We start from the raw sequence: 24758 nt of genomic DNA on the forward strand, positions 1-24758 counted from the left end.
CGGCCGTCCCTGAACGGGCCCTGAGGGTGTCATCTGCGCTCCTTGGATGTATCCGTTGTCGACCGACTCAGCCGGTGAACGTGGGGCTCACGGCCGAGCACTTGCGCAGCACGTAGCTCCGGGTGGAGCTGCGCGCGTTGCGCCCCGTCGCCCGCACCACCAGGCGGTGACGTCCCGCGTCGAGTGAGGCCACCGGCACCTTCACCGTGAAGGACCGCTTGGTGGAGCTCGCGATCACCTTGCCGTCGAGCCTGACCCGCACCCGGATCCCCGATCGCCTGCCGCTGACGCTCGCCTTCACCGCGATTGTGGAGGACGAGACGCAGCCGCGCGACGGGGCGCCGGAGAGCCGGGCGCTCAGCACGGCGATCCGGGTCGGCGTCCGCGACGGAACCGTCGTCGTGGTCGTCGTGGTCACCGGCGGCGCGGGCGACTCCGCCACGGGCGCAGGCGGCGCGGGCGCCGCGGTGGTGGTGGTCGTCGTCGTCGTCGAGGACGGCGTGGCCGGCGGCGGCGGCGGGGCGCTGGGCGGCGGCGCCTGGCACTCCGGGTTGTTCGCGTTGGCCGGGTCGTCGCAGTTGACCGTCGTGGCCCGCGCGCGCGCCGTGATCTGGATCACCGCGAGGAACACGTTGTCGTCGTCGGACGGGTTGGCCGTGTCGATCTTCAGCTGCGTGTCGCCCTGGTGAAGCAGCGGGACGAGGTTGTAGAGCTCGTCGTCCTCGCCGGTCGTGCTGCTGTTCGGGTCGACCGGGTTGTCGATGCTGTCACCGACGCCGCCGACCGTGATCAGCGCGCCGTTTCCGGCCGCCCCGTCGTCGAAGTTGCCGGCGCAGCTCGTGAGCCGCTGGGCGTTGATGTCGATGGTCGAGAACTGGCCGCCACCGCAGATGTGGCCCGGCTGCCCGCCCTGGAAGCTGAAGCCGCTGCCGATGGCCATCGTCGAGGCGAAGCCCGGAGCCGTCGTGTCCAGTGGGTTGGCGAACAGGAACGTCACCGTGTCGCCCGCCTGGGCGGCGCCGCCGTCGAGCGCGGCGATCGTCACCTCAGGCAGGCTCGGGGCCGAGTAGATCACGAGCAGCCCCACGCCCTCGAGGCCCGGGGGGTCGTTGCCGATGACGAAGTCCGTGATGCCGCCGGCGGTCCCGACCTTCGCCGCGACCTGCGCGGTGACGGTCGCCCGCGCCGCGTTCAGCGAACAGCAGCCGGGCGACACGTCGGGCAGCCCGGCGAGGACCACGTTCGTGCCGTCGAAGTCGATCGTGGCGTTGGTCGCCGGGTCGAACGCCGTCGTTCCGGAGTACGTGCCGTAGAGATAGGCCTGGACGACGGTCGCGCCGGCCGGCACCTCGGCCTGGATCGTGCCGCCGGGCTCGAACTGGCCGAGACCGTCGGTCGAGAATCCGCCGTGGCCGCTGAACGTCGCGAGATCAGTGGGCGATGGCTTGAGCAGGGCGAGGCTGGCGTTCGCCGCCCCCGCGTCGATGGCGATGATCGCCAATGCCGCCGCGACCACAGCCGCGACCCTTCCCACCACGCGGCGAGCGCGCAGCACCCGCCGACCCACCATGGGGCCTCCGGCCCCGGTGAACATCATGTGCACTCATCCTCCTGCCAGAGATGGAGTGGGTTGTATGTGGACTGCCGTGTCCACCGCGGGAAGGTGGAGCGCCACACCATAGACCGGGTTACCGGAAAAGTGGAAAAAATTGCACAAGCCCTTTCAGGCAATCCGCCGGCCCTTGAGCAAAAAACCGTTGCGTCGGTTTCTCTGGCGTTTTCCTGAAATCCGGCCGCAGGTGTTCAGTACGGCAACCGCAGGTTTTGCGGACGGCACCCCTGGGGCCGGCCGGCCCGCCCCTATGCTCGGCGGCATGTGCGGCATCGGCGGCATCGTCGGCTCGCCCGCGCCGGAGCCCGGCGTGCTCGAGCGCATGGCCGAGGCGATGGCCCGCCGCGGCCCCGACGGGCAGGGCACCTGGGCGGCCGGCGGCTGCGGCCTGGCCTTCCGCCGGCTGGCGATCATCGACCTCGCCGACCGGGCGATGCAGCCGATGAGCCTCGGCCCGCTGCGGCTCGTCTTCAACGGCGAGGTCTACGACTACCGCGAGCGCCGGGCCGAGCTCGAGGCGCTCGGCCACGCCTTCGTCACCGAGTCCGACACCGAGGTCCTGCTGCACGCGTGGATGGAGTGGGGCGAGGGCGCCCTGGACCGCATCAACGCGATGTTCGCGTTCGGCGTGTACGACGAGCGCGACCGCTCCCTGACGCTGGCCGCCGACCCGTTCGGCGAGAAGCCGCTGCTGTACGTGCACGACGACGACCGCCTCGTCTTCGCCTCCGACGTGCAGGCGCTGCAGGAGGCCGTGCCCGGCTGCGGCGCGCCCGATCGCGCCGCGATGGCCGCGTTCGTCTCGCACGGCACGATGCCGCCGGTCGACCGCACCTTCTTCGCGCGCATCCGCCGGCTGCCCGGCGGCCACGTGCTGCGCTGGCGCGACGGCGACCTGTCGATCCGCCGCTACTGGGCCCCGCAGCCGGTCCCGGTGCCGGATGCCTATCCGGACGCGGTGGCCGAGCTGCGCGAGCTGCTGCTCGACTCGATCCGGCTGCGTCTGCGCTCCGACGTGCCGGTCGGCACGTCGCTGAGCGGCGGGGTCGACTCGAGCGCGATCGTCACGCTCTCCGCGTTCCTGGCCGGCGACCACCGCCGCCACGCCTTCACCGCCCGCTTCCCCGGCTACGAGCGCGACGAGTGGCGCTACGCCGAGGCCGTCGCGCGGGCGGCCGGCGTCGTCGAGCACCACGCGGCCGAGCCGACGCTCGAGACGCTCGCGGGCGACCTGCGGGCGTTCGTCGGCGCCCAGCAGGAGCCGGTGCTCAAGCTCAACCAGTACGCGCAGTGGGCGGTGTTCGCGGCGGCGCGCGAGGCCGGCGTGACCGTCCTGCTCGACGGCCAGGGCGCCGACGAGCTGCTGGCCGGCTACATCCTGACGCGGGGCTTCGCGCTGCGGTCGCTGGGACCGCGCGCGATGGCGCGCGCCTACGCCCGCGACCCGGCGACGCGGCTGCCGCTGCGCCTCGCGCTCGCCCGGGACCTCATGCCGCAGGCCGTCGCGACCCGGATGCGCGCCCGGCACGCCTCGCCCTACGCGACCGCGGCGGCCGCCGCCCGCGGGGCCGCCGCGGCGCCCGAGGAGCCGGACTGGCCGCGCACGCGCGACCCGCTGCGCGACCAGCTCCTGCGCGAGGCGTTCTTCATCAGCCTCCCCCACCTGCTGCGCTACGGCGACCGCAACTCGATGGCCCACAGCCGCGAGGTCCGCCTGCCGTTCCTCGACCGGCGCGTCGCCGAGCTCGCGCTGTCGCTGCCGCCCGGCTTCCTGCTCGACGACGGCGTCACGAAGCGGGTGCTGCGCGACGCGGTGCGCGACCTCGTGCCGGCCGAGGTGCTCGCCCGGCGCGACAAGGTGGGCTTCGAGCCGCCGCAGGCGCAGTGGCTGGGCTCCGAGACGGGCCTCGCCTGGGCCGCCGAGGTGCTGCTGGACCCGGCCGCACGCGAGAGCGGGATCGTCGACGCCGGGGCGGTCGAGGCGGACCTGCGGGCGGGGGCCTGGCGGGACCCCGACGCGCTGTGGCGGGCGATGAACGTCGAGCTCTGGCGCGACGCGTTCGACCCGGCGCGGCGCAACTCGGCCGTCGGGGCCGCGTCCTAGCCTCCGACGAACTCATGGCCGACGTCGCCGTTCCCTTGCGCGAATCCCGTGCGCGCCGCGTGCCGGCGGTGCTCGCACGCGTGCGCTGGCCGCTCGTGGGCATCGTCGTCCTCGGCGCGCTGTGGACGATCTGGTTCGTGCTGCAGTGCACGCAGTACTTCATCCAGCCCGACGAGCTCGAGTACGTCAAGCAGTCGCGCCTGATCGCCGAGGAGCTGCACCCGCTGCTGCCGGGCGACCGGTACTTCAACTCGTGGTCGCAACTGCAGCCGTTGCTGCTCGCGCCGGTGTGGGCGATCCGCGACACGAACCTCGCCCACCAGATCATGGGCGTCGTCAACGCGCTGATCATGGCGTCGGCCGCGATCCCCGCGTACCTCCTCACCCGGCGCGTCGTCGCCGAACGCTGGGCCGCCTACCTCGTCGCGCTGCTGACGGTCGGCATCCCGTGGATCGCCGCCGCCGCGACGATGATGACCGAGGTCGCCGCGTACCCGGCGTGGCTGTGGGCGGCGTTCGCCGTCCACCACGCGATCGCGCGGCCGTCGCCGAAGGCCGACGTGCTCGGCCTCGCCGGCGTGGCGCTGGCCTTCTCGGCGCGGCCGCAGCTCGCCGTGCTCGGCCCGGCGCTGATCGCCGGCGTGGTCCTGCAGGAGCTGCGCTACGCCGGGACGGGCGGCGATCCGCTCGAGCCGCGCCGCGCCCGGATCGGCCGGGCGCTGAAGCGCTCCGCGTCCCAGCACCGCGTGCTCCTGGCGCTGCTGGTCCCGGCGCTCGTCGTCTACGCGGTCGTCCGGCCGAACCTCTTCGGCGGCTACTCGAAGGTCGGCGTGACGAGCAGCGCGCTGAGCGTTCCCGGCCTGTGGGACTTCAGCCGCGAGCTTCTCGCGTACGTGGCCGTCGGCGTCGGGGTGCTGCCGCTGGCGATGGCGTTCGCGTGGGTGCTGCTGACGCTGTGGCGCCCGGCCGGGCGCGACCAGCACGCGTACGCGCTCGTCCTCGTCATCGCGGGCGCGCTGCTGACCGTCGCCGTCGGCTCGTTCACCGCCCGCTACACGCCGCAGGGCATCAACAGCCGCTACCTCTACTACCTGGCGCCGCTGCTGTTCATCGCGATGGCCGCGCTCGTCTGCGAGCGCCGCGCCGCCGCGCTGCCGCTCGGCCTGGGCGCGCTCTTCGCGGGTTGGATCGTCTACGGCGCCAAGCTGACGCAGACCGGGCCGTCGCTCGTGGCGCCCGACCAGACGTTCCATCTCGTGCTGTCGGGGCGGACGTACCAGCTCGGCAACGCGATCGGCCTCCCGCACGTGAGCCTGGCGCACATGGTCGCCGTCGCCGGCGTCGTGCTCGTCGTCGCGCTGGCGATGGCGCGGCGGACGCACGCCGCCCGGGCCGCGAGCCTGGCCGCCGTCGGGCTGGTCGTCGCGTTCTGCCTCGTCGAGACCGGCTATTCGCTGCGCAAGATCGCCGATACGCAGAAGGGCGTCAGCGCCGAGTTCATCGACGGTCGGCACTGGATCGACGCGGTCGTCCCCGACGGGCAGCGCGCCCAGCTCATCCTCTCGACGATGGGCGACCCCGCCTCCGCGTACGGCGTCTGGTGGGACACGTCGTTCTGGAACTCGTCGGTCGACCGCTCGATGCAGCTGCCGACCACGCCGGACCTCCAGCAGCCGTTCCCGGAGTCCTTCCAGATCCTCCCGGACGGGTCGTTCGCGGGCTACTCGTTCGGCCTCGGGCCGGCGTCGGTCAGCGGGCCCGGGCTGGGCGACGGGCCGTGGTTCGTGCGCGCGACCTCGGACCGCAGCTTCGGCTTCCGCGACGCGCAGGTCGTCGCCGAGCGCTTCGGCGTCGAGGTCGTGCGCACGCCGTCGCCGCCGCGCGCGTCCTGGGCGCTGTACGGCACGGCGGACGACACGGGGCGCATCCTGCGCGGCCAACCGGCGGCGACGCTCGCGGTGTACCCCGCGTCCAAGGACCGGACCACGCTGCCGGTGCATATCGTGCTCGGCACCCTGCCGGGCAGCGATCGCGGCCAGCGCTACGTGGTGGGCGACCGGCGCGGCCGCGTGCCGAAGGGCAGGACGGTGGAGGTCGACGTGGACGTGCCCGTCGGCTCCGGGCCGTACCCGGCGATCAAGCTGCGCGCGCCCGGCCGGCACGACCCGCAGCACCCGCGCGGGCTGCAGGTGCTCGAGGTCACGCCGGGTTAGCCGTTGCGCAGCAGCGCGCGCACGCCCCACCAGTAGGCGCGCAGGGCGAGGCGCAGCACCCGCGAGCGACCCAGCGCGCCGAGGTACGGCGACGACAGATCGGCGGTGAGGCCGTCCGCGAACCGCGCCGGGCTCACGGTCCGCGTCGCCTGGATCTCGCGGCGCTCGCGCAGCAGGCGGGGCAGCGCGCCGAGCACGTCGACCGACGCGCGGGCCTTCTCGCCGCCCCAACCGCCCGCCAGCGCGGCGGGCCACAGCGCCAGCTCGAGGACGAGCAGCGCCGGCGCGACGGCGGCCAGCAGCGGTCCGGGATAGCAGCGCACGATCGTCGCCCAGCGGTTGCGCTCCAGCGCGCGCCACTTCGCCGGCCCTTTGGCGAACGCGTAGTCGTGGTGCACGCGGGCCGCCGGGTCGACCCCCACGCGCCCGCCGCGCAGGCGCATGCGCAGCGACAGGTCGACGTCCTCGTGGTACATGAAGAAGTCGGGCGAGAAGCCGCCGAGCGCCACCCAGGCCTTGCGCGGCAGCGCCAGGCACGCGCCCGAGGCGAACCCGACCGGCCGCTGCCCGCCGCCCCCGGGCGGCGGGGCCGGCTGCCCCGCCTCGCCCGCCCAGGCGAGGCCGGTGAAGTGCACGACGCCGCCGCTCGTGTTGACGACGTCGCCGTCGAGCACGAGGCCCATCCACAGGTCCCAGCCCTCGAGTCCCGGCCCGACGATCGCGTCGCGGAAGCCGGGCTCCGGGACCGCGTCCGGGTTGAGCAGCAGGAGCACGTCGCCCGTCGTCGCCGCGGCGCCCTGGTTGCACGCGGCCGCGAACCCGGTGTTCGCGCGATTGACGATGACGCGGGCGCCGGCGGCGCGCGCCAGTTCGGCCGAGCGGTCGCCGGAGCCGTTGTCGACGACCACGAGCTCGTCGCCGGGCGCGAGCTCCCGCCGCAGGGCGGCGAGGAGGGCCGGGAGGACCGCCGCCGATTCGAACGTGACGACGAGGACGGAGAGGCGGGGCCGCGCGGGCATTCGGCCGGCGATGCTACGAGACCGCCCGATCGGCGATCTGCCCGGCATGCACGTACAATTCGTTCCCGCCCGCCCCCCACGGGCTCCGGTCAGCAGCGCAACTTTCGCCCGCGTCCATCCGTCATGACCTCTGTGCGCCCAGACCTCCGCCACGTCGCCGTGGTGCCCGCCTACAACGAGGCGGCCACCGTGGGCGACGTCGTCCGCCGCATCCACGCCGACGCCCCCGAGTGGGACGTCGTCGTTGTCGACGACGGGTCGACGGACTCGACCGCCGACATCGCGAAGGCGGCGGGCGCCCGCGTGCTGCGCCTCCCGTTCAACCTCGGCATCGGCGGCGCGGTGCAGGCCGGCTTCACGTTCGCGCGCGAGCACGGCTACGACGTCATGGCCCAGGTCGACGGCGACGGCCAGCACGACCCGGCCGAGCTGAGCAAGCTCGTCGACTACATGCGCACGCACCCGGAGCTCGACGTCGTCTGCGGCTCGCGCTTCCTGCTCAGCGGCGGCGACCACCGCTACCCCGCCCCGATCAGCCGGCGCACCGGCATCCACATCTTCGCGTTCCTGCTGTCACGCTTCGTGCGTCAGCCGATCAGCGACCCCACGTCCGGCTTCCGCATCTACAACCGCCGAGCGATCCGGCTGTTCGCCACCGACTACCCGCACGACTACCCCGAGGTCGAGGCGATCCTGATGCTCCACCACCACCGCCTGCGCATGGAGGAGATCCCGGTGCGGATGTACGCGCGCGGCGGGGGCGTGTCGTCGATCTCGTCGGGCAAGTCGGCGTACTACATGGTCAAGGTCCTGCTCGCCCTCTTCGTCGGCCTGTTCCGGCGCCGCCCCCTGCCCGAGCCGGGGGGCAGCGCACCGGTCGCGGCGGAGACGGGGTTCTAGCTCGCATGGACCATCGCATCCAGCTAGTCTCGATCGTCGGCGCCGCGGGGCTGTTGCTGTTCGTGCTCGAGATGGTGCGCCGGCGCCGGCTGCTCGAGCGCTACGCCCTGCTCTGGCTGTTCAGCGCGATCGTGCTGCTCGGCCTGGCGGTCTGGCGCGACGGGCTCGCGCGGCTGGCCAGCGCGGTCGGCATCGCCTACCCGCCCAACGCCCTGTTCTTCGTGGCGTTCGCGTTCGTCCTCCTGCTCCTGCTGCACTTCTCGGCGGCGGTGTCGCGGCTGGCCGACCAGACGAAGGTGCTCGCCCAGCGGCTCGCGCTGCTCGAGGAACGCCTCGAGGAGGCCGAGACGCGCGAGGACGGCGCCACGATCGGCGCGGCGCCGCGCGCCGCGGCCGCCGCGCAGCGGCTCGACGACGACGTGATCGAGCCCGTGGGAGCGCCCCGGGCGCGCCGCCGGTAGCCGCCCCGCGTGGCCGTCGCCGTCGCCGCCCAGAGCCGTCCCCGGATCCGCGTGCGCGCGATCCCGCGCCCACTGCGAGGGCTGCTCGTCGCCTGCACGCTGCTCAGCGTCGCGTGGGCGGTCGTCATGGCCCCGCTGCAGGGCCCCGACGAGCACAACCACGTCGGCTACGTCCAGCACCTGGCCGAGACCGGCAGCGGGCCCACGTTCGGCGTCACGGCCGGGGCGAGCTGGTCGCGCGAGCAGCAGGAGCTGCACAAGTGGGGCAACCTCCTCGCGCTGATCGGGATCGTCGACGCCCGCCCGGGCTACACGGGCATCGAGCAGCTGCGCTTCTCGCAGTACGAGGACCACCTGCCGGCGGGCGCGCGCAAGGACGGCAGCGGCCCGAACCCGGTCGGCCAGAACCCGCCGCTGTACTACGGCTACGAGGCGATCCCGTACTGGATCACGCGCTGGACCGAGCTGCCGACGCGGCTGCTGTTCATGCGGCTCGCGAACCTGCCGCTGTACCTGCTGATCGTCGCGTTCACGTGGCTGGCCGCCGGCGAGGTGTTCGGCCGCCGCCGCCGCGCCCAGACGATCGCCGCCGGCAGCGTCGGGCTCCTGCCGCAGCTCGCGTTCATGTCGGGCGTCGTGAACCCCGACATCCTGCTCACGACGGTCTGGGCGGCGTTCGCCTACGCGGCGCTCGTCGCGGTGCGGGTCGGGCCGAGACCCTGGGCGCTGCTCTCGCTCGGCGGGCTATCCGCGCTCTCCGTGCTCACCCACGGCCGCGGCCTGGCGATCATCGGCCCGCTGCTCATCGTGCTCGCGGTGCTGCTCTGGCGCGCGCGGCCGCTGCGGATGAAGGTGCTCGGCTGGGTCGCCGGGCTGTTCGGGACGCTGGCCGTGGGGCTCGGGCTCGCCGTCGCGTACTCCAACGCTCACGGCGGCGGGGCGTCGATCAGCGGCGAGGCGGCGTCGAGCACCGGCGCGGGCAACCTGTCGGGCTTCGTCTCCTACCTCTGGCAGTTCTATCTGCCGCCGCTGCGCACGATGAGCCCGCAGGGGCCGCCCTACGGCTACCGGCAGGTCTACATCGAGGGGCTCGCCGGCACGTTCGGCTCGCTCGAGATCCAGTTCCCGCTGTGGGTCTACGACGCGATGCAGTTCGCCGCCGCGCTCGGGCTGCTGCTGCTCGCCGGGATCATCGTGCGGCGCTTCGAGCGGCTGCGCGGCCACGGGCCGCAGATCGTCGTGCTGGCGAGCCTGGTGCTGTGCATGCTCGTCGTCCTGCACGTCTCGGCCTACCGCGACCTGCAGGGGCCGCCGTTCGATCCGCTGCTCGTCGGCCGCTACCTGTTGCCGCTGCTGCCGGTCATGGGGATCGCGATCGCGTACGTGTGCGTGAACCTGCCCCGGCGGGTCGGGTCGGCGCTCGGGGCGCTCGTCCTGACGACGTTCACGATCCTCGGCCTGTGCGGCCTCGGGCTGACGATCGCGAGGTTCTATGCGTAGCCGGCGCACGCTGTGGCTGCCGGCGGCGTGCGGGGCGCTGATCGTGCTCGCGCTGCTCGTCTGGGGCATCCCGTGGGTGACGAAGGAGCGCGCCGACGTCACCTCCACGCCGACGCCGCCCGCGTTCAGCACGGTCACGCCGATCACCCTGTCGCCCGGCTCGCGCGCGTGCGAGAGCTCGGTCGCGTTCAGCCCGCAGACCCGCTCGCTGATCCTCCTCGCCGCCAAGCAGGACGGGCCCACGCCGCCGCTGCGGATCACCGCCCGAGCCCCCGGCTACCGGGCGGGCGTGACGATCCCGGGCGGCTACGCGGGCCTCTCGTCGCTGGTCGCCGCGGTGCCGCCGCCGCAGGGCAGCGTCCTGGGCGAGGTGTGCGTCGAGAACGCAGGCCGGCGCAAGGTGCAGCTGCAGGCGACGGCCGAGGGCCGCATCCAGAACCGGGCGACCACGAGCGTGGACGGCGAGCCCGTCCAGCCCAAGATGACCCTCCTGCTCACGGAGGGCGTCAACCGCTCGCTCGCCGACCGTCCCGGGGAGATCCTCGACCGCATCGCCGCGTTCAAGCCGCCGTTCGTCGGCTCGGTGTCGCTGGCGCTGCTGGCGCTGCTCGTGGTGGTGGGGGTGCCGGCGGGAGTCCTGTACGCGATCTGGCGCGGGCTGGCCGCGGCGGACGACGGGTAGCGGCTCAGGGGAACAGCGTCAGCGAGGCGTCGATGCCCGACACGGTCTGCGCCGATGCGAGCGTGAGCACCGTGGCCGTCGTGTAGGTCGGCTGGTGGTCCCACCACTGGTGATAGTGGTGGCTGTCGCCGAGCTCGACGTAGTACTGGCCGGGCGGGATCCTGTCGAGCGTGTACGTGCCGTCCGCCGCGGTGTACGTGTACACGCCGAACGTGCGGCTCGGGTATGGGTGCACCACCACCAGGACGTCGTCGAGCGGGACGCCGAGGGTGTCGGTCACGCGCCCTTCGAGCGTCGCGCCCACGACGAGCTGGACGTCGATCGTGGTGCTCGTGTTCCACGGCAGCGTGATCGAGCGGCCCTGTTCGGCGTAGCCGGCGCCCTCGGGTCCCGCGAACCAGACACGGTACGTCCCGCCGCGCAGCGCCAGGCGGTAGCGGCCATCCGGCCCGGTGGTGGCCTCGCCGAACTGCTTCACGCCCGCGGTGTCGGTCGCCTTGACGACCGCATCCTCCAGCGGCGCCCCGCCGGCCTTCGTGACCTGCCCGGTGAGGATTGCCAGCTCGTCCGTGCGGTGCATGACGACGTTCGTCGTGTACGTCTGGCCGGCGCGCAGGTAGCGCTTCGGCGCGTCCTCGTCGACGTAGCCCTCCTTGCGGAACCGCGTGACGTACTCGCCCAGCTCACCGGGCGCCTGGCGGATGCCGACGATGCGATAGCTGCCGTAGGTGTTCGTGACCCCGGTGCCGACCGGCGGGTCGGTGCCGTGGGCGACCTCGATGCTCACGCCGCCGATGCCGTTCGCGTCCGAGTCGCTGACGAAGCCCGTCAGGACCGCGCCCCGGGCCAACTGCGCATCCGCGGTCCGCGTCGCGCCCGAGCCGACCGTGATGGGTGTCGCGTGGGCGGCGTCGGCCGCGTCGTCGTAGAACTCGACGATGTAGTTGACCCCGGAGGCGGGCGAGAAGCGCAGGGTGTACGAGCCGGGAACGAGCCCGCCGAGCGCGTAGCGGCCGTCCGCGCCGGTCGTCGCCGTCGCTCCGGTCGGGCCCGTCGCCTGGACGACGACGTTCTTGATGCGGTCACCCGTGCGCTCATCGGTGACGCGTCCGGTGATCGTCGCGGGAGGCCGCGTCAGCGTCGCGTCGATGGGCCGGGTCCATGCCCCGCTGCGGACGGTCACCGGCGTGGCGTGGGCGGCGTCGGGCTGATCGTCGTAGTACTCCTCGCGCAGCGGCGAGCCCACGGGCGGCGAGAACCGGACGGTGTAGGAGCCGTCGACGAGCCCCTGGACCGTGTACGTCCCGTCCGCCTTCGTGCGCTTGGCGGCCGACATCGGCCCGGAGATGCTGACGGTGGCGCCGGCGAGCGGCGCTCCGAGCTCACCGCGGACCGTGCCCTGCATGCCCGCGGCGCCGGCCGCGCCCGCCGCGACGCCGGACGTGGCGACGATGGCCGTGGCCGCCAGCAGGATGCGCGCCGCTCGGAGCATGCCCGGAACCCTATGAGCCGCCCGGCGCCGCCGCCGCCGTAGTTGTCCGCGGCCCGGCTGCGGCTATCGCGCGTTGTCGATGCGGCGCAGCCCGAGGATCGACAGCAGGAACGAGGTGAAGAACACCTGCATGCCGAGGATGACCAGCGTCGTGGCCAGGACCGCCGCGCCGCCGTTGCCGAGGTCCGCGAAGCCGCGGTGCGCCCAGGCGATGAAGATGACCACGCACATGATCAGGCCGGCGAAGAGCAGGACGCCCCCGAGCATGAGGCCGTGCTCGAGCCGGAAGCGCGCGCGCATGCGGTCGAACCACGGGTCGCGCTCGCCCATGAAGTAGGAGCCGTAGGCATGCGCCGCGAGGCCGAGGCCCACGATCTGCGTGCCGCCGATGACCATCATCGCGCCGGCCAGCTCGGCGTGGATGCCCCACACCCGCCCGAGGATGCTCACCTCGGACAGGACGATGCCCATGATCAGCGCGCCCAGGAGCAGCAGCACGGTGCCCGGGATGACGAAGAGGTGCGTCGGGCTGTGGACGAGCAGGAAGCGCAGGTGGCGCCAGCCGTCGCGGAAGCTCGACAGCTTCGACTCGCCCCCGCGCGGGTGGTACTCGATCGGGAACTCGCGGATGTCCAGCTTCTCCTTCGAGGCCCGGATGACCATCTCGGAGGCGAACTCCATGCCGGTCGTGCGCAGGTCGAGGATCGGCAGGATGTCGCGGCGGAACCCGCGCATGCCGCAGTGGGCGTCCGAGACGCCGGTGCGGAAGAAGAGGTTGAGGATGCCCGTGAGCACCGGGTTGCCGACGTAGCGGTGCAGCCACGGCATGGCGCCCGGATGGATGTTGCCCATGCGGTCGCCCATGACGAGCTGGGCGCCCTGGTCGAGCTCGGCGACGAAGCGCGGGATCTCGTTGAAGTCGTACGTGAGGTCCGCGTCGCCCATGACGATGTACTCCCCGCGCGCGGCGCCGAAGCCCGCCAGGTAGGCGGAACCGTAGCCGCGGCGCGGCTCGTGCACCACGCGGGCGCCGGCGGCCGCGGCGAGCTCGGCGGAGCCGTCCGAGGAGTCGTTGTCGGCCACGACGACCTCGCCGGGGATGTTCGCGCCGTCCATCGCCGCGCGGGCGCGGCGCACGCACTCCTCGATGTTCTCCGCCTCGTTGAGGCAGGGGATCACGACCGACACAAGCGGCGTCCGGACCGGGGCGCCCGGACCACGCAGGGCGCTCTGCTCGATGGTGCTCATCCGATGACAGACAACGCGCAACGAGGCTGAAGGTCGCGCGGATTCCGATTCGACACTCTAGTGGGTCTCCCGGGGGACGCTGTGCTCGAAATGCGGGGATGCCGGCGCCGCCAGGCAAGGACGCAGACCCGAAGGAATCCCTCTGGGATTTCGAGTGGTCGAGGACACAGCCTGGCGGTGATCGGCGCCCCGCATATCGGGTGCAGCGTTCCCGGGGGCCCACTGGCCACGGTGGGGGTCGGGACGCCTTTCGCCACCGTCTTCTAGCCTGCTTCCGGTCCATGGGCACCTCGCCGGCGATGGAGACTGCTGCGTGGCCGGCGCCGAGCTGACGGCGCCGGCACCCCCGCGCGACTCCGCGCTGCGCCGCCGGCTGGCCGCGGCCGGGACCGCGGTGCGGCGCGTGCCGCGGCCCCTGGTCGCGCTCCTGCTGGCCGCGACCGTCCTCTCGGTCGCCTGGGCGGTCGTCACCGCACCGCTCGACGGCCCCGACGAGATCGGCCACGCCGCGTACGTCCAGCAGCTGGCGGAGACGGGCGACGGCCCGCACGGCGGCGAGACCGGCACGCCCAGCGGTCCGCGCGACGTCTCGACCGAGGCGCGCGCCCTGCTGTTCTGGGCCAACCTCGACGCCCTCGCCCGCAACGACGGAACCCGGCCGGCGTGGTCGCAGGCCGAGCAGGACGCGTACGGCCGCGCGGCGCGCGGCGCCGCCCGCGACGACGGCGCCGGGCCCAACCCGCTCGCCCAGAACCCGCCGCTGTACTACGCGTACGAGACGGTCCCCTACGCCGTGGGCAGCGGCTGGTCGCTGCCCGCGCGGCTGCTGCTCATGCGGCTCGCCAACCTGCCGCTGCTGTGGCTGGTCGTCGGCTTCTCGTGGCTGATCATGGGCGAGCTGTTCGGCCGCCGCCGGCGCTTCGTGCAGACGGTCGGCACCGGCGCCGTGGCGCTGCTGCCCATGGTCACGTTCCTGTCGGGGGTCATCAACCCGGAGATCGCGTTGACCGCGGTGACGACGGCGGCGATCGCGCTCGGCCTGGCCGCGCTGCGGCTCGGCCCGCGGGTGCCCGTCGTGCTCGGCCTCGGCGCCCTCGGCGCGGCCGGCGTCCTGATCCACGCGCGCGGTCTCGCCCTGCTGCCGGCGATCGCGATCGTCCTCGCGCTCGTCCTGTGGCGCGCCCGGCGCGAGCCCGGCGGCGGCCGGCGGTTGCTGGTGGCCGGCGGCGCGCTGGCGCTGATGGGCGTGGCGCTCGCCGCGGCGCTCGCCTACTCCAACCGCCATGCCGACGTCGGCAACTTCAGCGGCGAGCTGACCGGCTCCGGCTCCAGCGGCCTCACCAATCTCGGGGGGCTGGCGAGCTACGTCTGGCAGTTCTACTTCTCGCCGCTGGCGGGCATGCTGCCGCCGCCCGGGGAGGGCGGCGTCCCCGGTTACCGCCAGATCTACGTCCAGCAGTTCCTCACCGGCCAGTTCGGCTCGCTCGAGGTCCAGTACGGGGACACGGTCTATGCCGTCCTGCAGGTCGTGCAGGCGCTCGGCCTGATCGCCCTGTTCGCGCTCGTCGTGCGCCACCTCGGCCGCGTGCGCGCCCATGCCGCGCAGATCGTCGTGCTGGTGGCCTTCCTCGTCTCGATGCTGGTCCTCCTGCACGTCGCCGCATGGCAGGACATCAGCTCGCCGGCCCACGCCAGCCTGCTGGCCGGCCGCTACCTGGTCTGCCTGGCCGCGATCCTCGGGGTCGCGGTCGCGTCGGTCGTCGCGCTCCTGCCGCGACGCGTCGGCGTCGTGCTCGGCGCGTTCGTGCTGGCGACCGGCGCGGTCCTCTGCGTCGGCGGGATCCTCGTGAGCCTGGTGCGGTTCTATGCGTAGGGCCGCGCTCGTCACGCTCTTCGTGGTGCTCCTCGTCGGCGCGTTCGCGATGGCGAAGCTGCTGCTGCGCGACCGCGTCGCCGTCACCGCGGTCGCGACGCCGCCGCCGATCATCACCGCCGAGCCGCTCACGCTCAAGCCCGGACAGGAGGCCTGTCAGCGCGAGGTGCCGGTCGATACGACCACGCGGGTCGTGCGGATCTACAGCGCGTCGCCGGTCCCCGACGTCCCGCGGCTGCGCGTGACGCTGCGCGCGCCCGGCTGGTCGCAGGAGGCGCTGTCGCCGCCCGGGCCCGGGCGGGGGACGGGCAGCGACGGCATCTACGACACGCCGATCGACCCGCCCCGGCGCTCGGTGCTGGCCACGGTGTGCGCCTCGTCCGCCGGGGACCGCCCGGCGATCCTGGCCGCCTCACTGGAGGACCGCGTCCGGGCGCGGACGAAGACGCTCGTCGACGGCAGGGCGATCGAGCCGCGGCTGGGCATCGTCCTGCTCGAAGGACCCTCGCGGTCGACCATCTCCCGGCTGCGCACCGTGCTCGACCGCGCGGCCTTCTTCCAGGCCCCGATCGTGGGCTGGTTCTCGCTGGCGCTGCTGCTGGTGCTCGTCGTCGTCGCCGTCCCGGGCGCCGCGGTCTACGCGACGCTGCGGGCGCTGCGCGACGACGAGGACGCCGCCACGCGCCGGTAGCCTGCGGCCGCCGATGCGCATCTGCCTGGTCTACGACTGCCTGTACCCGCACACGATCGGCGGCGCCGAGCGCTGGTACCGCAACCTCGGCGAGCGCCTCGCGGAGGCCGGGCACGACGTCACCTACCTCACTCGGCGCCAGTGGCCCCGCGGCGCGGACCCGGGCGTGCCGGGCGTCGACGTCATCGCGGTCATCGGCGAGATGAGCCTCTACACGCCCGGCGGGCGGCGCAAGATCACGCCGCCGATCGTCTTCGGCCTCGGCGTGCTGTGGCACCTGCTGCGCCACGGGCGCCGCTACGACATCGTCCACACGGCCGCCTTTCCGTACTTCTCGGTCATCGCGGCGGCGGCCGCCCGTCGTTCGGGGCGCTACTCGCTGTTCGTCGACTGGCACGAGGTGTGGACGCGCGCCTACTGGGAGGAGTACCTCGGCACGGCGAAGGGCCTCGTCGGCTGGGCGGTGCAGAAGCTGTGCCTGAAGATCCGCCAGCGCCCGTTCTGCTTCGCGCAGATGACGGCCCGCCGCTGCCACGAGGAGGGCCTGCGCGACCCGGTGACCGTGCTGAGCGGGCTCTACACCGGCACGCACGAGCTCAGCGACGTCACCGAGTCCCAGCCGCTGGTCATGTTCGCCGGCCGCCACATCCCGGAGAAGCGCGTGCCGGACCTCGTCCCGGCGATCGAGCGCGCCCGCGAGCGGCTGCCCGACCTGCGCTGCGTGATCTTCGGCGACGGCCCGGAGCGCGCGAAGGTCGAGGCCATGGTGGCCGGCCACGGGCTGAACGACGTCATCGAGGTGCCGGGCTTCGTCGACGGGGAGCGCATCGACGAGACGATGTCGCGGGCACTGTGCATGGTCCTGCCGTCGCGGCGCGAGGGCTACGGGATGGTCGTCGTCGAGGCCGCGTCGTGGGGGACGCCGAGCATCGTCGTCGACGACCCCGACAACGCGGCGACCGAGCTCGTCGCCGACGGCGAGAACGGCATCGTGGCGGCGAGCACGTCCGCCGAGGACCTCGCGTCGGCGATCCTGCAGATCCACGACGAGGGCATGGCGCTGCGCCGGTCGACCGCCGCGTGGTTCCAGCGCAACGCCCCACGCGTGGCGCTGTCGCGCTCGGTCGAGCAGGTCGCGGAGATCTACGCGCGGCGGCCGTGAGGGCGAGCGTCCTCATCGGGGCGTTCGACAGCGCGGCGACGCTGCCCCGGGCGATCGACGCGGTGCTCACCCAGACGGTGGCGGACCTCGAGCTGATCGTGATCGACGACGGCTCGAGCGACGACTCGGCGGCGATCGCCCACGCGGCGGCGGCGCGCGACCCGCGCGTCCGGGTGCTCGAGATGGGCCGCAACGTCGGGATCGCGCGGTCGCTGAACGCGGGGATCGAGGCGGCGCGCGCGCCGGTCGTCGCGGTGCAGGACGCCGACGACTTCTCCGCGCCGCAGCGGCTCGAGCGCCAGCTGTCGGTGCTCGATCGCTGGGCGGACGTGGCGGTCGTGGGATGCCGGATGCGCGAGGTCGACGGGGCCGGCCGCGAGCTGGCGCCTCGCACGACGTTCGCCTCGGGCGACGTGCGGAAGGCGCTCGCGCACTTCAACCCGATCCCGAACACGTCGGCGGCGCTGCGCCGCGACGCCGTGCTCGCCGCCGGCGGCTACGACCCGCGCTACTGCTACGCGATGGAGTACGACCTGTGGCTGCGGCTGGCCGAGCGCTGGCGGGTCGTCGCGCTCGACGAGGTGCTCGCGACCCGGGTCATGGGGTCGGCGAACGTCGCCGCACGCGCGGAGCGGGCGCAGACGCGCGAGGCGATCGCGATCCGCGTGCGGGCCCTGCGGCGGCGCCGGACGCTGCGGGGGGCCTCCGGGCTGGTCGCGCCCGTCGTGTCCTACCTCACGCCGATGACGGTCAAGCGGGCGCGGCGGCGGCGCCTGGGCCAGGCGCCGTGAGGGGGCGGGTCTGCGGGGGTAGGGGTGTCCCGACGGCAGGTCTCGCGAAGGGAGATGGACGCATGAGGTGGGGACTGGCGCTGCTGCGCATCATCGTGGGCGGCGCGTTCATGGCACACGGGGCGCAGAAGCTGTTCGGCTGGTTCGGTGGGTATGGCCTCGAGGGCACCGGGAAGTTCTTCGAGGAGGGGCTGCAGATGGCGCCCGGCAAGCGCAACGCGGCGGCCGCCGGCGTGTCGGAGTTCGGCGGTGGCGCGCTCCTGGCGGCCGGGACGGCGGTGCCCGTGGCCGCGATGGCGCTGACGGGCACGATGACGACGGCGATCTGGAAGGTCCACAAGGAGAAGGGCTTCTTCAACACCGAGGGCGGCTACGAGTTCAACCTGCTGCTCATCGCGGCGGTGTTCGTGCTGGCCGACGAGGGTCCCGGGGCCCTGTCGGTGGGCAGCGGCGAGGGGGCGGGCTCGCTCATCGCCCTCGCGTCGGTCGCCGCCGGCGTGGCGGGCGGCTTCGCGGCGATGGAGCTCGGGAGCCGCGAGCACGCCAAGCTCCAGAGCGCCGGTCAGGGCGACGGCGCGTCCTCCGCGAGCGCCCCGGCCGCGGCGTAGAGCGCGCCCATCCGCGCCAGGAAGCGGGCGACGGAGAACTCGGCGGCGGCGCGGGCCCGGCCCCCCGCCGCCCGCCGCTCGCGCTCCGCCGGATCGGCGGCCAGCCGCTGCAGCGCGGTGCGCAGGGCGGCCTCGTCGCCGGCCGGGAAGACGATCCCGGCGTCGCCGACCGCCTCCGGGTTGCCGGGACCGTCGGACACCACGCACGCCGTGCCCGACGCGAGCGCCTCGAGCACGGCGAACGACAGGCCCTCGTGGCGCGACGGCATGACCAGGACGTCGGCCGCCGCCAGGAGCCGCTCGGGGTCGCGGCGGAAGCCGAGCATGCGCGCGCCGGCGGCGGCGAGCTCGTCGCGCTGCGGGCCGTCGCCGGCGACGAGCATCGTCGTGCCGGAGAGGCCGCGCGCGGCCCGGACCGCGAGCAGCGGGTCCTTGCGGGCCTCGAGCTGGCCGAGGTAGAGGATCGCGACCTCGCCGTCGCCCAGGCCGAGCTCGGCGCGCACGGCGGCGCGGTCCACGGCCGGCGGGGGCTCGATGGCGTTGTGGACGACCTCCAGGCGGCCGGCGTGCAGCGGCGCGAGCTCGTCGCGCTCGGCGTAGGAGGTGCAGACGGTGACCTCGGCGGCGGCGCAGGCGGCGCGCAGCGCGCGCCGCACCGCGGCGCCGCGGGCGCCGTGGGAGCGGCGCGAGAAGTGCAGGCCGTGCGTCGTCCACAGCGACGGGCCGGCGCGCAGCATCGGGATCGACAGCATCGCCGGCAGGTCGCCGTGGACGTTGACGAGGTCGGCGCGGCGCGCTTCGCCCAGGATGCGCGGCCAGTTGCGCGGGATCGAGGCGGCGCCCTGCGCGGGCATGCGCCCGGTCGAGAGGGCGGCGCGGGCGTGGACGTAGCCGGGCAGCCGCTCGAGCAGGTCGATGTGCGTCTCCGCGCCGCCGCCCGGGTGCGGCAGGATGTGCAGGACGCGGCGCGTCATGCGGCGGCGACCGGCTCCGGGACCCGCTCGAACGCCCGCAGCCACAGCTCGAGGCTGAGCGCGCGCCACGCGCCGGCGGGATCGCGCCAGGTCCCGGCGCGAGCGTCGGCCTCGAGCGCGGAACGGTCGACGAGCGCGGCCGTGCGCGCGCCCGCGTCGAGCAGGACGTCGCGGGCGTGGGCGGCGAGCGCGGGGTCGGCCATCCAGCGCGCCTGCGGCGGCTCGAAGCCGACCTTCTCGCGGCGGTCGAGGACGCGGTCGGGCACCGTGCCGCGCAGCGCGTCGCGCAGGACGGCCTTGGTCTCGCCGTCGCGGTACAGCAGCTGCGCCGGCAGCGAGAGGGCGAACTCGGCGATGCGGCGGTCGAGGAACGGCAGGCGCACCTCGCGGGCGTGGGCCATCGAGTCGCGGTCGGCGTAGCGCAGCAGCTCGGGCAGCCGGGTGGCGAACGCCTCGCGCAGCAGCTCGCGGCGCAGCGGGTCGCGGCCGCCGCGGTCGGGCGGGCGGGTCGCGGCGGCACCGGCGGCCTTCGCGTCCGCGGTGGCGTAGGGCGTGGCGAGGCCGATCCGGTGGCGGCGGGCGAGCGGCTCCGGCAGGCGCTCGGCCCCGAGCGCGCGGACCAGCCACTCGCGCTCGCCCGGGGTGCGCAGTGCGCGGGCGGCGGCTCGCGGGCCCTGCGAGCGGGCCGCCCAGCCGATGAGCGCCGGGTAGCCGGCGAACAGCTCGTCGGCGCCCTGGCCGTCGAGCATCACCGTGACGCCCGCCTCGCGCGCCGCGCGGGCGACGCGCCACTGCGCGTACACCGACGTGCTCGCGGCGGGCTCCTCCTGGTCGCACACGAGCGCGTCGAGGTCGGCGAGCAGGTCGGCGGCGGTCGGCTCGACCGCGTGGTGCTCGACGACGCCGGCCGCGAGCGCGGTCTCGTGCGCGTAGGACCACTCGTCGCGCTCGAAGCCGGGGAAGCGGGCGGTGAACGCGTGGCGGCGGTGGTCGCCGGCGAGCTGGGCGCTGAGCGCGACGATCCCGGACGAGTCGACGCCGCCGCTCAGCGACGTGCCGACGGGGACGTCGGCGCGCAGGCGCAGAGCGATGGCGTCGAGCAGCAGCCCACGCAGGTGGGCGGCCGCGGCGGCGGGCTCGCGGGGGGTGTCGATCGGCTGTGGCGTCCAGTAGCGGCGCTGCGTCACCCGGCCGTCGCGGAAACGCAGCAGGTGCGCGCCGGGGAGGCGGCGCACGCCCGCGAAGAACGTGTCGCCGCCGGACGGCATGGCGCCGAGCGCGAGGAAGGGCGCGAGCGCGCGGGGGTCGGGGGCGTCGAGCTCGGGGCGCGCCGCGAGGAGCGCGCGCACGTCCGAGGCGAACAGCAGGCGCTCGCCGTCGCGCGCCCACAGCAGCGGCTTCTCGCCGAACGGGTCGCTCGCCAGCGTGAGGGCGCGCCGCGCCGCGTCCCAGAGCCCGAACGCGAACATGCCGTTGAGGCGGTCGAGCGCCCCCTCGCCCCACTGCGCCCACGCGTGCAGGAGGACCTCGGCGTCGCCCTCCGTGCGGAACTCGTGGCCGAGCGCGCGCAGCTCGTCGCGCCGCTCGCGGTAGTCGTAGATCTCGCCGTTGAAGACCAGCGTGAGCGGCCCGAGCGTCATCGGCTGCATCGAGCGGTCGTCGAGGTCGATGATCGCCAGGCGCCGGAACGCGAGCCCGCACGTCTCGTCGTGCCAGGTCGCCTGACCGTCGGGCCCCCGGTGGGCGACCGCGAGCGCCATGGCCTCGAGCATCCGGGGATCCGGAGGCGCGCCGCCGACGATGCCCGCGATCCCGCACATGCGGTGGCCGAGGGTAGTGGCGCCGCACGAGCCTCCGGCGCCCCGGCTGCGCGACGTTCGGCTGCTGGTGCCCGCTCAGCGGGCCTGGACGCCCAGACGTCCGACCACGGCGCCGGACTGTTGCCGTATGGGCGCTGGCGCCCGCTCAGCGGGCCTGGACGCCCGGACGCCCAGACGTCCACCGCGGCGCGGCGGCGCGGCCGGCGTGCCGCTCAGGGTCGGCGGCGCACGAGCGGCGCGGCGGCCGCGGCGAGCGAGCGGGCGCGCTCGCCGAGCGTGTCGCCCGCCCACGGCTCCGGGCTCATCGCCGCGTCGATCGCCGCGACCGGTACGCGCCGGCCCGCCTGGATCGTGCGGCGCTTGCGCCACGTCGCCGGCAGCATCCGCGCGACCTCGCCCAGCGCGCGGACGTGCTCGCCGAGCATCCCGTCGCGCGCGCTCGCCGCCAGCCAGGCGAGGTGGTGGCCCGCCACCGCGGGCGCATGCACCGCCAGCGCCCGTGCCGGATAGTCCTTGAGGACGAGCAGCAGCTGGTTGCGCCGCTGCAGGCGGCCGTAGTAGCGCGCGTTGCGGCTGGTCGTCGCACCGCCGACGTGCAGCACCTCGGCGCACGGCTCGTACCGGGCGGTCCAGCCCCGCAGGCGCGCGCGGAAACCCCAGTCGACGTCCTCCAGGTACGCGACGAAGTCGCCGTCGAACGGGCCGACGTCCTCGAACGCGGCCATCCGGTACACGGCGGCGCCGCCGCAGGCGCTGAACACCTCGCCCGGCTCGTCGTAGCGGCCGTCGTCCGGCTCGCCGTAGCCGCGCCGCGACGCCGCGCTGGACCACTGCAGCGCGTCGCCGGCGCCGTCCAGCCGCGCCGGGTCGCGCGCGCTGCGCATCTTCCCGATGACCGCCGCCGCTCGGGGGTGTGCGTCGAGGACGGCGACGAGCCGCGACAGGTAGTCGGGCGCGAGCTCGAGGTCGTTGTTGAGCAGCGCGAGGTACTCGCTGCCGGCCGCGAGCTCGACCGCCCGGTTGAACGCCCGGGTCACGCCGAGATTCTCCGGGTTGCGCACGACCTCCAGCCAGCCGAAGGCGTCCGCCGCCCACTCGGGCGAGCCGTCGGCCGACCCGTCGTCGAGCAGGACGTGGCGCGCGCCGTCCGAGTCCTGGGCGGCCAGCGTCGGCAGCATCCGCTCGAGCAGCTCGCGGCCGTCGAGGTTCAGCACCACGGCGGTCAGGCGGGGGGCGCTCATCGGCGCCGGAGGCTAGAGACGGCGAGCGCGGCACCGCGTCGCGCGCCCTCCCACCACGCCGCGGCCAGACCGTGCCGGCCCAGGACGGCGAACGTGGCCGCGCGCGCCGCGCCGGACGCGGCCAGCGCGAGCCCCAGCACCAGCCGCGCGCCGCGCGGCAGGTGCACCTCGGCGTAGTGGGCGATGCCGAGCAGCCGGCTGCGCAGCCCGCGCTCGCGCCCCCACGCCGCGAACGTGCCGCCGCCGAGGTGCTCGAACACCGCGCCGCCGACGTGCAGCAGGACGCCGCGCGCGCGCAGGCGGCGTGCGAGGTCGACGTCCTCGTACCAGAACCAGAAGCGCTCGTCGAAGCCGCCGACCGCGTGCAGCGCCTCGCGCCGCACGAGGATGCAGGCCCCGGCGGGCTGGTCGCAGGCGACGGTGCCACGCTCGGCGAGCATGGCCGGGTCCGGGCCGCCGGGACGCAGCAGCTCCAGCCCCGTGACCCGCGCGACGAGCGTGCCGAGCCCGGGGTACAGCTGCGGGGCGTACGCGGGCTGCGTGGCGTCGGTGCCCGGATCGACGAGCCGCCCGCCCGCCGCCACCGCGTCCGGCCGCGCCTCGAGTGACTCCACGAGCCGGTCCAGCGCCCCCGGCCGCGCGAGCACGTCGCTGTTGAGGAACAGCACGAGCGCCGCCGTCCCGCGGGCCGCGCCGCGGTTGCAGGCCTCGGCGAAGCCCACGCCGCGCTCGAGCCGCACGACCTCCGCCTGCGGGAAGCGCACCGCGACCGCCTCCGCCGTGCCGTCGGTCGACCCGTTGTCGACGACGATCGCGCGGCCGCGGTCCAGCCGGGCGAGGCACTCGAGCGTCACCTCGCGCGTGTCGAAGGTGACGATGACCACGTCGAGGCCCGTCGCAGCGTGCTGGTGGAGGGACCCCGGCCTCACCGCTTCAGGACGTCCCGGACCTCGGGCGGGAAGCGCCGCACGAGCACCAGCCCGGCGACGAACACGACGTTGCCGATGACGAGCCCCACGAGCGACGGCACCCCGGTCAGGAGCCCGGCCGCCACCGCGGCGCCCGCGACGAGCAGGATGAGCGGCGCGCCCGCGAGCCCGCGCGCCAGCGCCGGCCGCGCGTGGATCAGCGCGATCAGCACGCCGGCCGCGCCGACCGACTCGGCCCCGAGCGTGGCGATCGCCGCGCCCTTGGCCCCGAGCGGCCCGACGAGCGCGAGCGTGAGCACGATGCTCCCGGTCAGCGCGAGCGCGTTCATCCACAGCAGCTCGCGGTACCGGCGCAGCGTCAGCAGCCCGTACCCGGCGCCGACCGCCAGGCCCGTGGCGATCAGCGTGAGCCCCTGGATCCGCAGCACCTCGACGGCGGGCTGCGCCTGGTCGCCCGCGAGGATGTCGATCGCGACCTGCGCGCCCACCGCGCAGCACATCGCCATCCACGTCCCGAGCAGCAGGGACAGCTCGAGGATCCGCCGCATCGCGTAGACGAAGCGCGCGTCGTCGTTGGCCGCGGCCCGGGCCAGGATCGGGTACGCCGCGCCGACCACGAGCGCCGGGATCGTCAGCAGCACCTCGACCACGCGGAACGAGGTCGCGAAGTAGCCGGTCTCGAGCTCCGTCGCGCTGACCGACATGACGAGGATCGTCACGCGGAAGTACACGACGTTCAGCGCCACCGCGGCGGTGTAGGGCAGCGTGTCGCGCAGCAGCGGCCAGATGTCGGCCCAGCGCAGCGAGGGCCGTAGCGGCATCTCGCCGCGCACGAGCACGAGGGTCAGGCCGAGCAGCAACGCGCCCACCGGCGCGGTGATCCACAGGAACGGCACGAGGCCGGCGTCGGCGAAAACGAGCACGACGATCAGCGCGACGGTCAGCGCCTGCCCGAGGAGCTGCATGATCGACAGCCACCCGAAGCGCAGCTCGCCCTGCAGCGGGACGGAGACGAGCATCTGCACGGCCTGGAAGACCACGCCCACGCCGGCGCCGATCGCGCCCACGACGAGCGGCGAGTCGTAGCCGGCGACGAGCGCGAACGCGATGCCGACCGCCACGCCGACGAGGCTGAGCGCCAGCCGGATCCCCATCAGGCCGCGCAGCGCGGCCCGTCGCGCGTCGCCGCGCAGCGTCGCGTACTCGCGCAGCGCGATCGCGTTCAGACCGCCCTCGGTCACCCCCGCCACGAGGTTCATCAGGGAGACGACCGTGACGTACTGGCCGAACCGCGCGACCCCGAGGTGGCGGATCAGCAGCGGGGCGGAGGCGATCGACAGCGCGACGCCGGCGAGATAGGCGCCGCTGCGCAGCGCGCTGCCGCGCAGCGCGGCGGGTCCCGCGTCCCGGCTGTCGAGGACGTCCGTCTCGCTCACCG

20 protein-coding genes are annotated in these 24758 nt (G+C 74.5%); 11 read left to right on the forward strand and 9 right to left on the reverse strand.

The features are described 5' to 3' along the window. Window positions 1-67: 67 nt before the first annotated feature. Window positions 68-1597 carry a hypothetical protein gene (locus DSM104329_RS25950; protein WP_259312765.1) on the reverse strand — a complete coding sequence of 510 codons (1530 nt, stop codon included), beginning with the start codon at window positions 1595-1597 and terminating at the stop codon, window positions 68-70. Between the two features lie 277 nt (window positions 1598-1874). On the opposite strand from DSM104329_RS25950, the gene asnB (DSM104329_RS25955) reads away from it, so the two are divergent. Next, the gene (gene asnB / locus DSM104329_RS25955; protein WP_259312766.1) at window positions 1875-3716 is read left to right on the forward strand and encodes an asparagine synthase (glutamine-hydrolyzing); all 1842 of its coding nucleotides are present in this window, start codon (window positions 1875-1877) and stop codon (window positions 3714-3716) included. 14 nt (window positions 3717-3730) lie between these two features. After that, complete coding sequence (locus tag DSM104329_RS25960) at window positions 3731-5929, forward strand: glycosyltransferase family 39 protein (protein ID WP_259312767.1); 2199 nt, start codon at window positions 3731-3733, stop codon at window positions 5927-5929. Here the strand turns inward: DSM104329_RS25960 and DSM104329_RS25965 are convergent. Beyond that, on the reverse strand, window positions 5926-6948 hold the full coding sequence (locus DSM104329_RS25965) for a glycosyltransferase family 2 protein (protein ID WP_259312768.1): 1023 nt from the start codon (window positions 6946-6948) through the stop codon (window positions 5926-5928). The two genes, DSM104329_RS25960 and DSM104329_RS25965, sit on opposite strands and share 4 nt — an antisense overlap. A gap of 132 nt (window positions 6949-7080) precedes the next feature. Between DSM104329_RS25965 and DSM104329_RS25970 the strand changes: the two genes are divergently transcribed. The 4 genes from DSM104329_RS25970 to DSM104329_RS25985 are packed head-to-tail and all read left to right on the forward strand — an operon-like array spanning window position 7081 to window position 10491. Continuing rightward, on the forward strand, window positions 7081-7848 hold the full coding sequence (locus DSM104329_RS25970) for a glycosyltransferase family 2 protein (RefSeq protein ID WP_259312769.1): 768 nt from the start codon (window positions 7081-7083) through the stop codon (window positions 7846-7848). A gap of 5 nt (window positions 7849-7853) precedes the next feature. Then, a complete protein-coding gene (locus tag DSM104329_RS25975; RefSeq protein ID WP_259312770.1) occupies window positions 7854-8309 on the forward strand; it encodes a DUF2304 domain-containing protein in 456 nt (151 codons plus the stop codon). Between the two features lie 9 nt (window positions 8310-8318). Further along, window positions 8319-9809 (forward strand): DUF2142 domain-containing protein, encoded by a 1491-nt coding sequence (locus tag DSM104329_RS25980; RefSeq protein ID WP_259312771.1) that lies wholly within the window; start codon window positions 8319-8321, stop codon window positions 9807-9809. Then, window positions 9802-10491, forward strand: a complete 690-nt coding sequence (locus DSM104329_RS25985) for a hypothetical protein (RefSeq protein ID WP_259312772.1) — start codon at window positions 9802-9804, stop codon at window positions 10489-10491. Before DSM104329_RS25980 ends, DSM104329_RS25985 begins: the two co-directional genes overlap by 8 nt. A gap of 4 nt (window positions 10492-10495) precedes the next feature. Here the strand turns inward: DSM104329_RS25985 and DSM104329_RS25990 are convergent, their stop codons facing one another. Both DSM104329_RS25990 and DSM104329_RS25995 read right to left on the reverse strand, forming a co-directional pair. Then, complete coding sequence (locus DSM104329_RS25990; protein WP_259312773.1) at window positions 10496-11983, reverse strand: carboxypeptidase-like regulatory domain-containing protein; 1488 nt, start codon at window positions 11981-11983, stop codon at window positions 10496-10498. Between the two features lie 63 nt (window positions 11984-12046). Next, window positions 12047-13231, reverse strand: coding sequence for a glycosyltransferase family 2 protein (locus tag DSM104329_RS25995; protein WP_259312774.1), 1185 nt, complete (start codon window positions 13229-13231; stop codon window positions 12047-12049). Window positions 13232-13544: 313 nt separating this feature from the next. Between DSM104329_RS25995 and DSM104329_RS26000 the strand changes: the two genes are divergently transcribed. From DSM104329_RS26000 to DSM104329_RS26020, 5 genes are all read left to right on the forward strand, one after another. Then, complete coding sequence (locus DSM104329_RS26000; RefSeq protein ID WP_259312775.1) at window positions 13545-15104, forward strand: DUF2142 domain-containing protein; 1560 nt, start codon at window positions 13545-13547, stop codon at window positions 15102-15104. Further along, on the forward strand, window positions 15097-15795 hold the full coding sequence (locus DSM104329_RS26005) for a hypothetical protein (RefSeq protein WP_259312776.1): 699 nt from the start codon (window positions 15097-15099) through the stop codon (window positions 15793-15795). The genes DSM104329_RS26000 and DSM104329_RS26005 overlap by 8 nt, the downstream gene beginning before the upstream one ends. A gap of 13 nt (window positions 15796-15808) precedes the next feature. Further along, the gene (locus DSM104329_RS26010) at window positions 15809-16957 is read left to right on the forward strand and encodes a glycosyltransferase family 4 protein (protein ID WP_259312777.1); all 1149 of its coding nucleotides are present in this window, start codon (window positions 15809-15811) and stop codon (window positions 16955-16957) included. After that, complete coding sequence (locus DSM104329_RS26015) at window positions 16954-17748, forward strand: glycosyltransferase family 2 protein (protein ID WP_259312778.1); 795 nt, start codon at window positions 16954-16956, stop codon at window positions 17746-17748. Before DSM104329_RS26010 ends, DSM104329_RS26015 begins: the two co-directional genes overlap by 4 nt. Before the next feature lie 62 nt (window positions 17749-17810). Beyond that, complete coding sequence (locus DSM104329_RS26020) at window positions 17811-18356, forward strand: DoxX family protein (RefSeq protein WP_259312779.1); 546 nt, start codon at window positions 17811-17813, stop codon at window positions 18354-18356. Here the strand turns inward: DSM104329_RS26020 and DSM104329_RS26025 are convergent. From DSM104329_RS26025 to DSM104329_RS26045, 5 genes are all read right to left on the reverse strand, one after another. Further along, window positions 18311-19330, reverse strand: a complete 1020-nt coding sequence (locus DSM104329_RS26025; protein ID WP_259312780.1) for a glycosyltransferase family 4 protein — start codon at window positions 19328-19330, stop codon at window positions 18311-18313. The two genes, DSM104329_RS26020 and DSM104329_RS26025, sit on opposite strands and share 46 nt — an antisense overlap. Next, window positions 19327-21150, reverse strand: a complete 1824-nt coding sequence (gene asnB, locus DSM104329_RS26030; protein ID WP_259312781.1) for an asparagine synthase (glutamine-hydrolyzing) — start codon at window positions 21148-21150, stop codon at window positions 19327-19329. The genes DSM104329_RS26025 and asnB (DSM104329_RS26030) overlap by 4 nt, the downstream gene beginning before the upstream one ends. Before the next feature lie 212 nt (window positions 21151-21362). After that, window positions 21363-22391 carry a glycosyltransferase family 2 protein gene (locus tag DSM104329_RS26035; protein ID WP_259312782.1) on the reverse strand — a complete coding sequence of 343 codons (1029 nt, stop codon included), beginning with the start codon at window positions 22389-22391 and terminating at the stop codon, window positions 21363-21365. Beyond that, entirely contained in the window at window positions 22388-23320 is a 933-nt protein-coding gene (locus DSM104329_RS26040) for a glycosyltransferase family 2 protein (protein ID WP_259312783.1), read from the reverse strand. Before DSM104329_RS26040 ends, DSM104329_RS26035 begins: the two co-directional genes overlap by 4 nt. After that, window positions 23317-24756, reverse strand: a complete 1440-nt coding sequence (locus DSM104329_RS26045) for an oligosaccharide flippase family protein (protein ID WP_259312784.1) — start codon at window positions 24754-24756, stop codon at window positions 23317-23319. Before DSM104329_RS26045 ends, DSM104329_RS26040 begins: the two co-directional genes overlap by 4 nt. Window positions 24757-24758 lie beyond the last annotated feature (2 nt).

The organism is Capillimicrobium parvum, assembly GCF_021172045.1.
GTDB classification, from domain to species: Bacteria; Actinomycetota; Thermoleophilia; order Solirubrobacterales; family Solirubrobacteraceae; genus Capillimicrobium; species Capillimicrobium parvum.

Coding starts and splice junctions, on each gene's coding strand:
- DSM104329_RS25950 (WP_259312765.1), bottom strand. CDS start 1,597: ATGATGTTCACCGGGGCCGGAGGCCCCATGGTGGGTCGGCGGGTGCTG.
- asnB (WP_259312766.1), top strand. CDS start 1,875: ATGTGCGGCATCGGCGGCATCGTCGGCTCGCCCGCGCCGGAGCCCGGC.
- DSM104329_RS25960 (WP_259312767.1), top strand. CDS start 3,731: ATGGCCGACGTCGCCGTTCCCTTGCGCGAATCCCGTGCGCGCCGCGTG.
- DSM104329_RS25965 (WP_259312768.1), bottom strand. CDS start 6,948: ATGCCCGCGCGGCCCCGCCTCTCCGTCCTCGTCGTCACGTTCGAATCG.
- DSM104329_RS25975 (WP_259312770.1), top strand. CDS start 7,854: ATGGACCATCGCATCCAGCTAGTCTCGATCGTCGGCGCCGCGGGGCTG.
- DSM104329_RS25985 (WP_259312772.1), top strand. CDS start 9,802: ATGCGTAGCCGGCGCACGCTGTGGCTGCCGGCGGCGTGCGGGGCGCTG.
- DSM104329_RS25990 (WP_259312773.1), bottom strand. CDS start 11,983: ATGCTCCGAGCGGCGCGCATCCTGCTGGCGGCCACGGCCATCGTCGCC.
- DSM104329_RS25995 (WP_259312774.1), bottom strand. CDS start 13,231: ATGAGCACCATCGAGCAGAGCGCCCTGCGTGGTCCGGGCGCCCCGGTC.
- DSM104329_RS26005 (WP_259312776.1), top strand. CDS start 15,097: ATGCGTAGGGCCGCGCTCGTCACGCTCTTCGTGGTGCTCCTCGTCGGC.
- DSM104329_RS26010 (WP_259312777.1), top strand. CDS start 15,809: ATGCGCATCTGCCTGGTCTACGACTGCCTGTACCCGCACACGATCGGC.
- DSM104329_RS26020 (WP_259312779.1), top strand. CDS start 17,811: ATGAGGTGGGGACTGGCGCTGCTGCGCATCATCGTGGGCGGCGCGTTC.
- DSM104329_RS26025 (WP_259312780.1), bottom strand. CDS start 19,330: ATGACGCGCCGCGTCCTGCACATCCTGCCGCACCCGGGCGGCGGCGCG.
- asnB (WP_259312781.1), bottom strand. CDS start 21,150: ATGTGCGGGATCGCGGGCATCGTCGGCGGCGCGCCTCCGGATCCCCGG.
- DSM104329_RS26035 (WP_259312782.1), bottom strand. CDS start 22,391: ATGAGCGCCCCCCGCCTGACCGCCGTGGTGCTGAACCTCGACGGCCGC.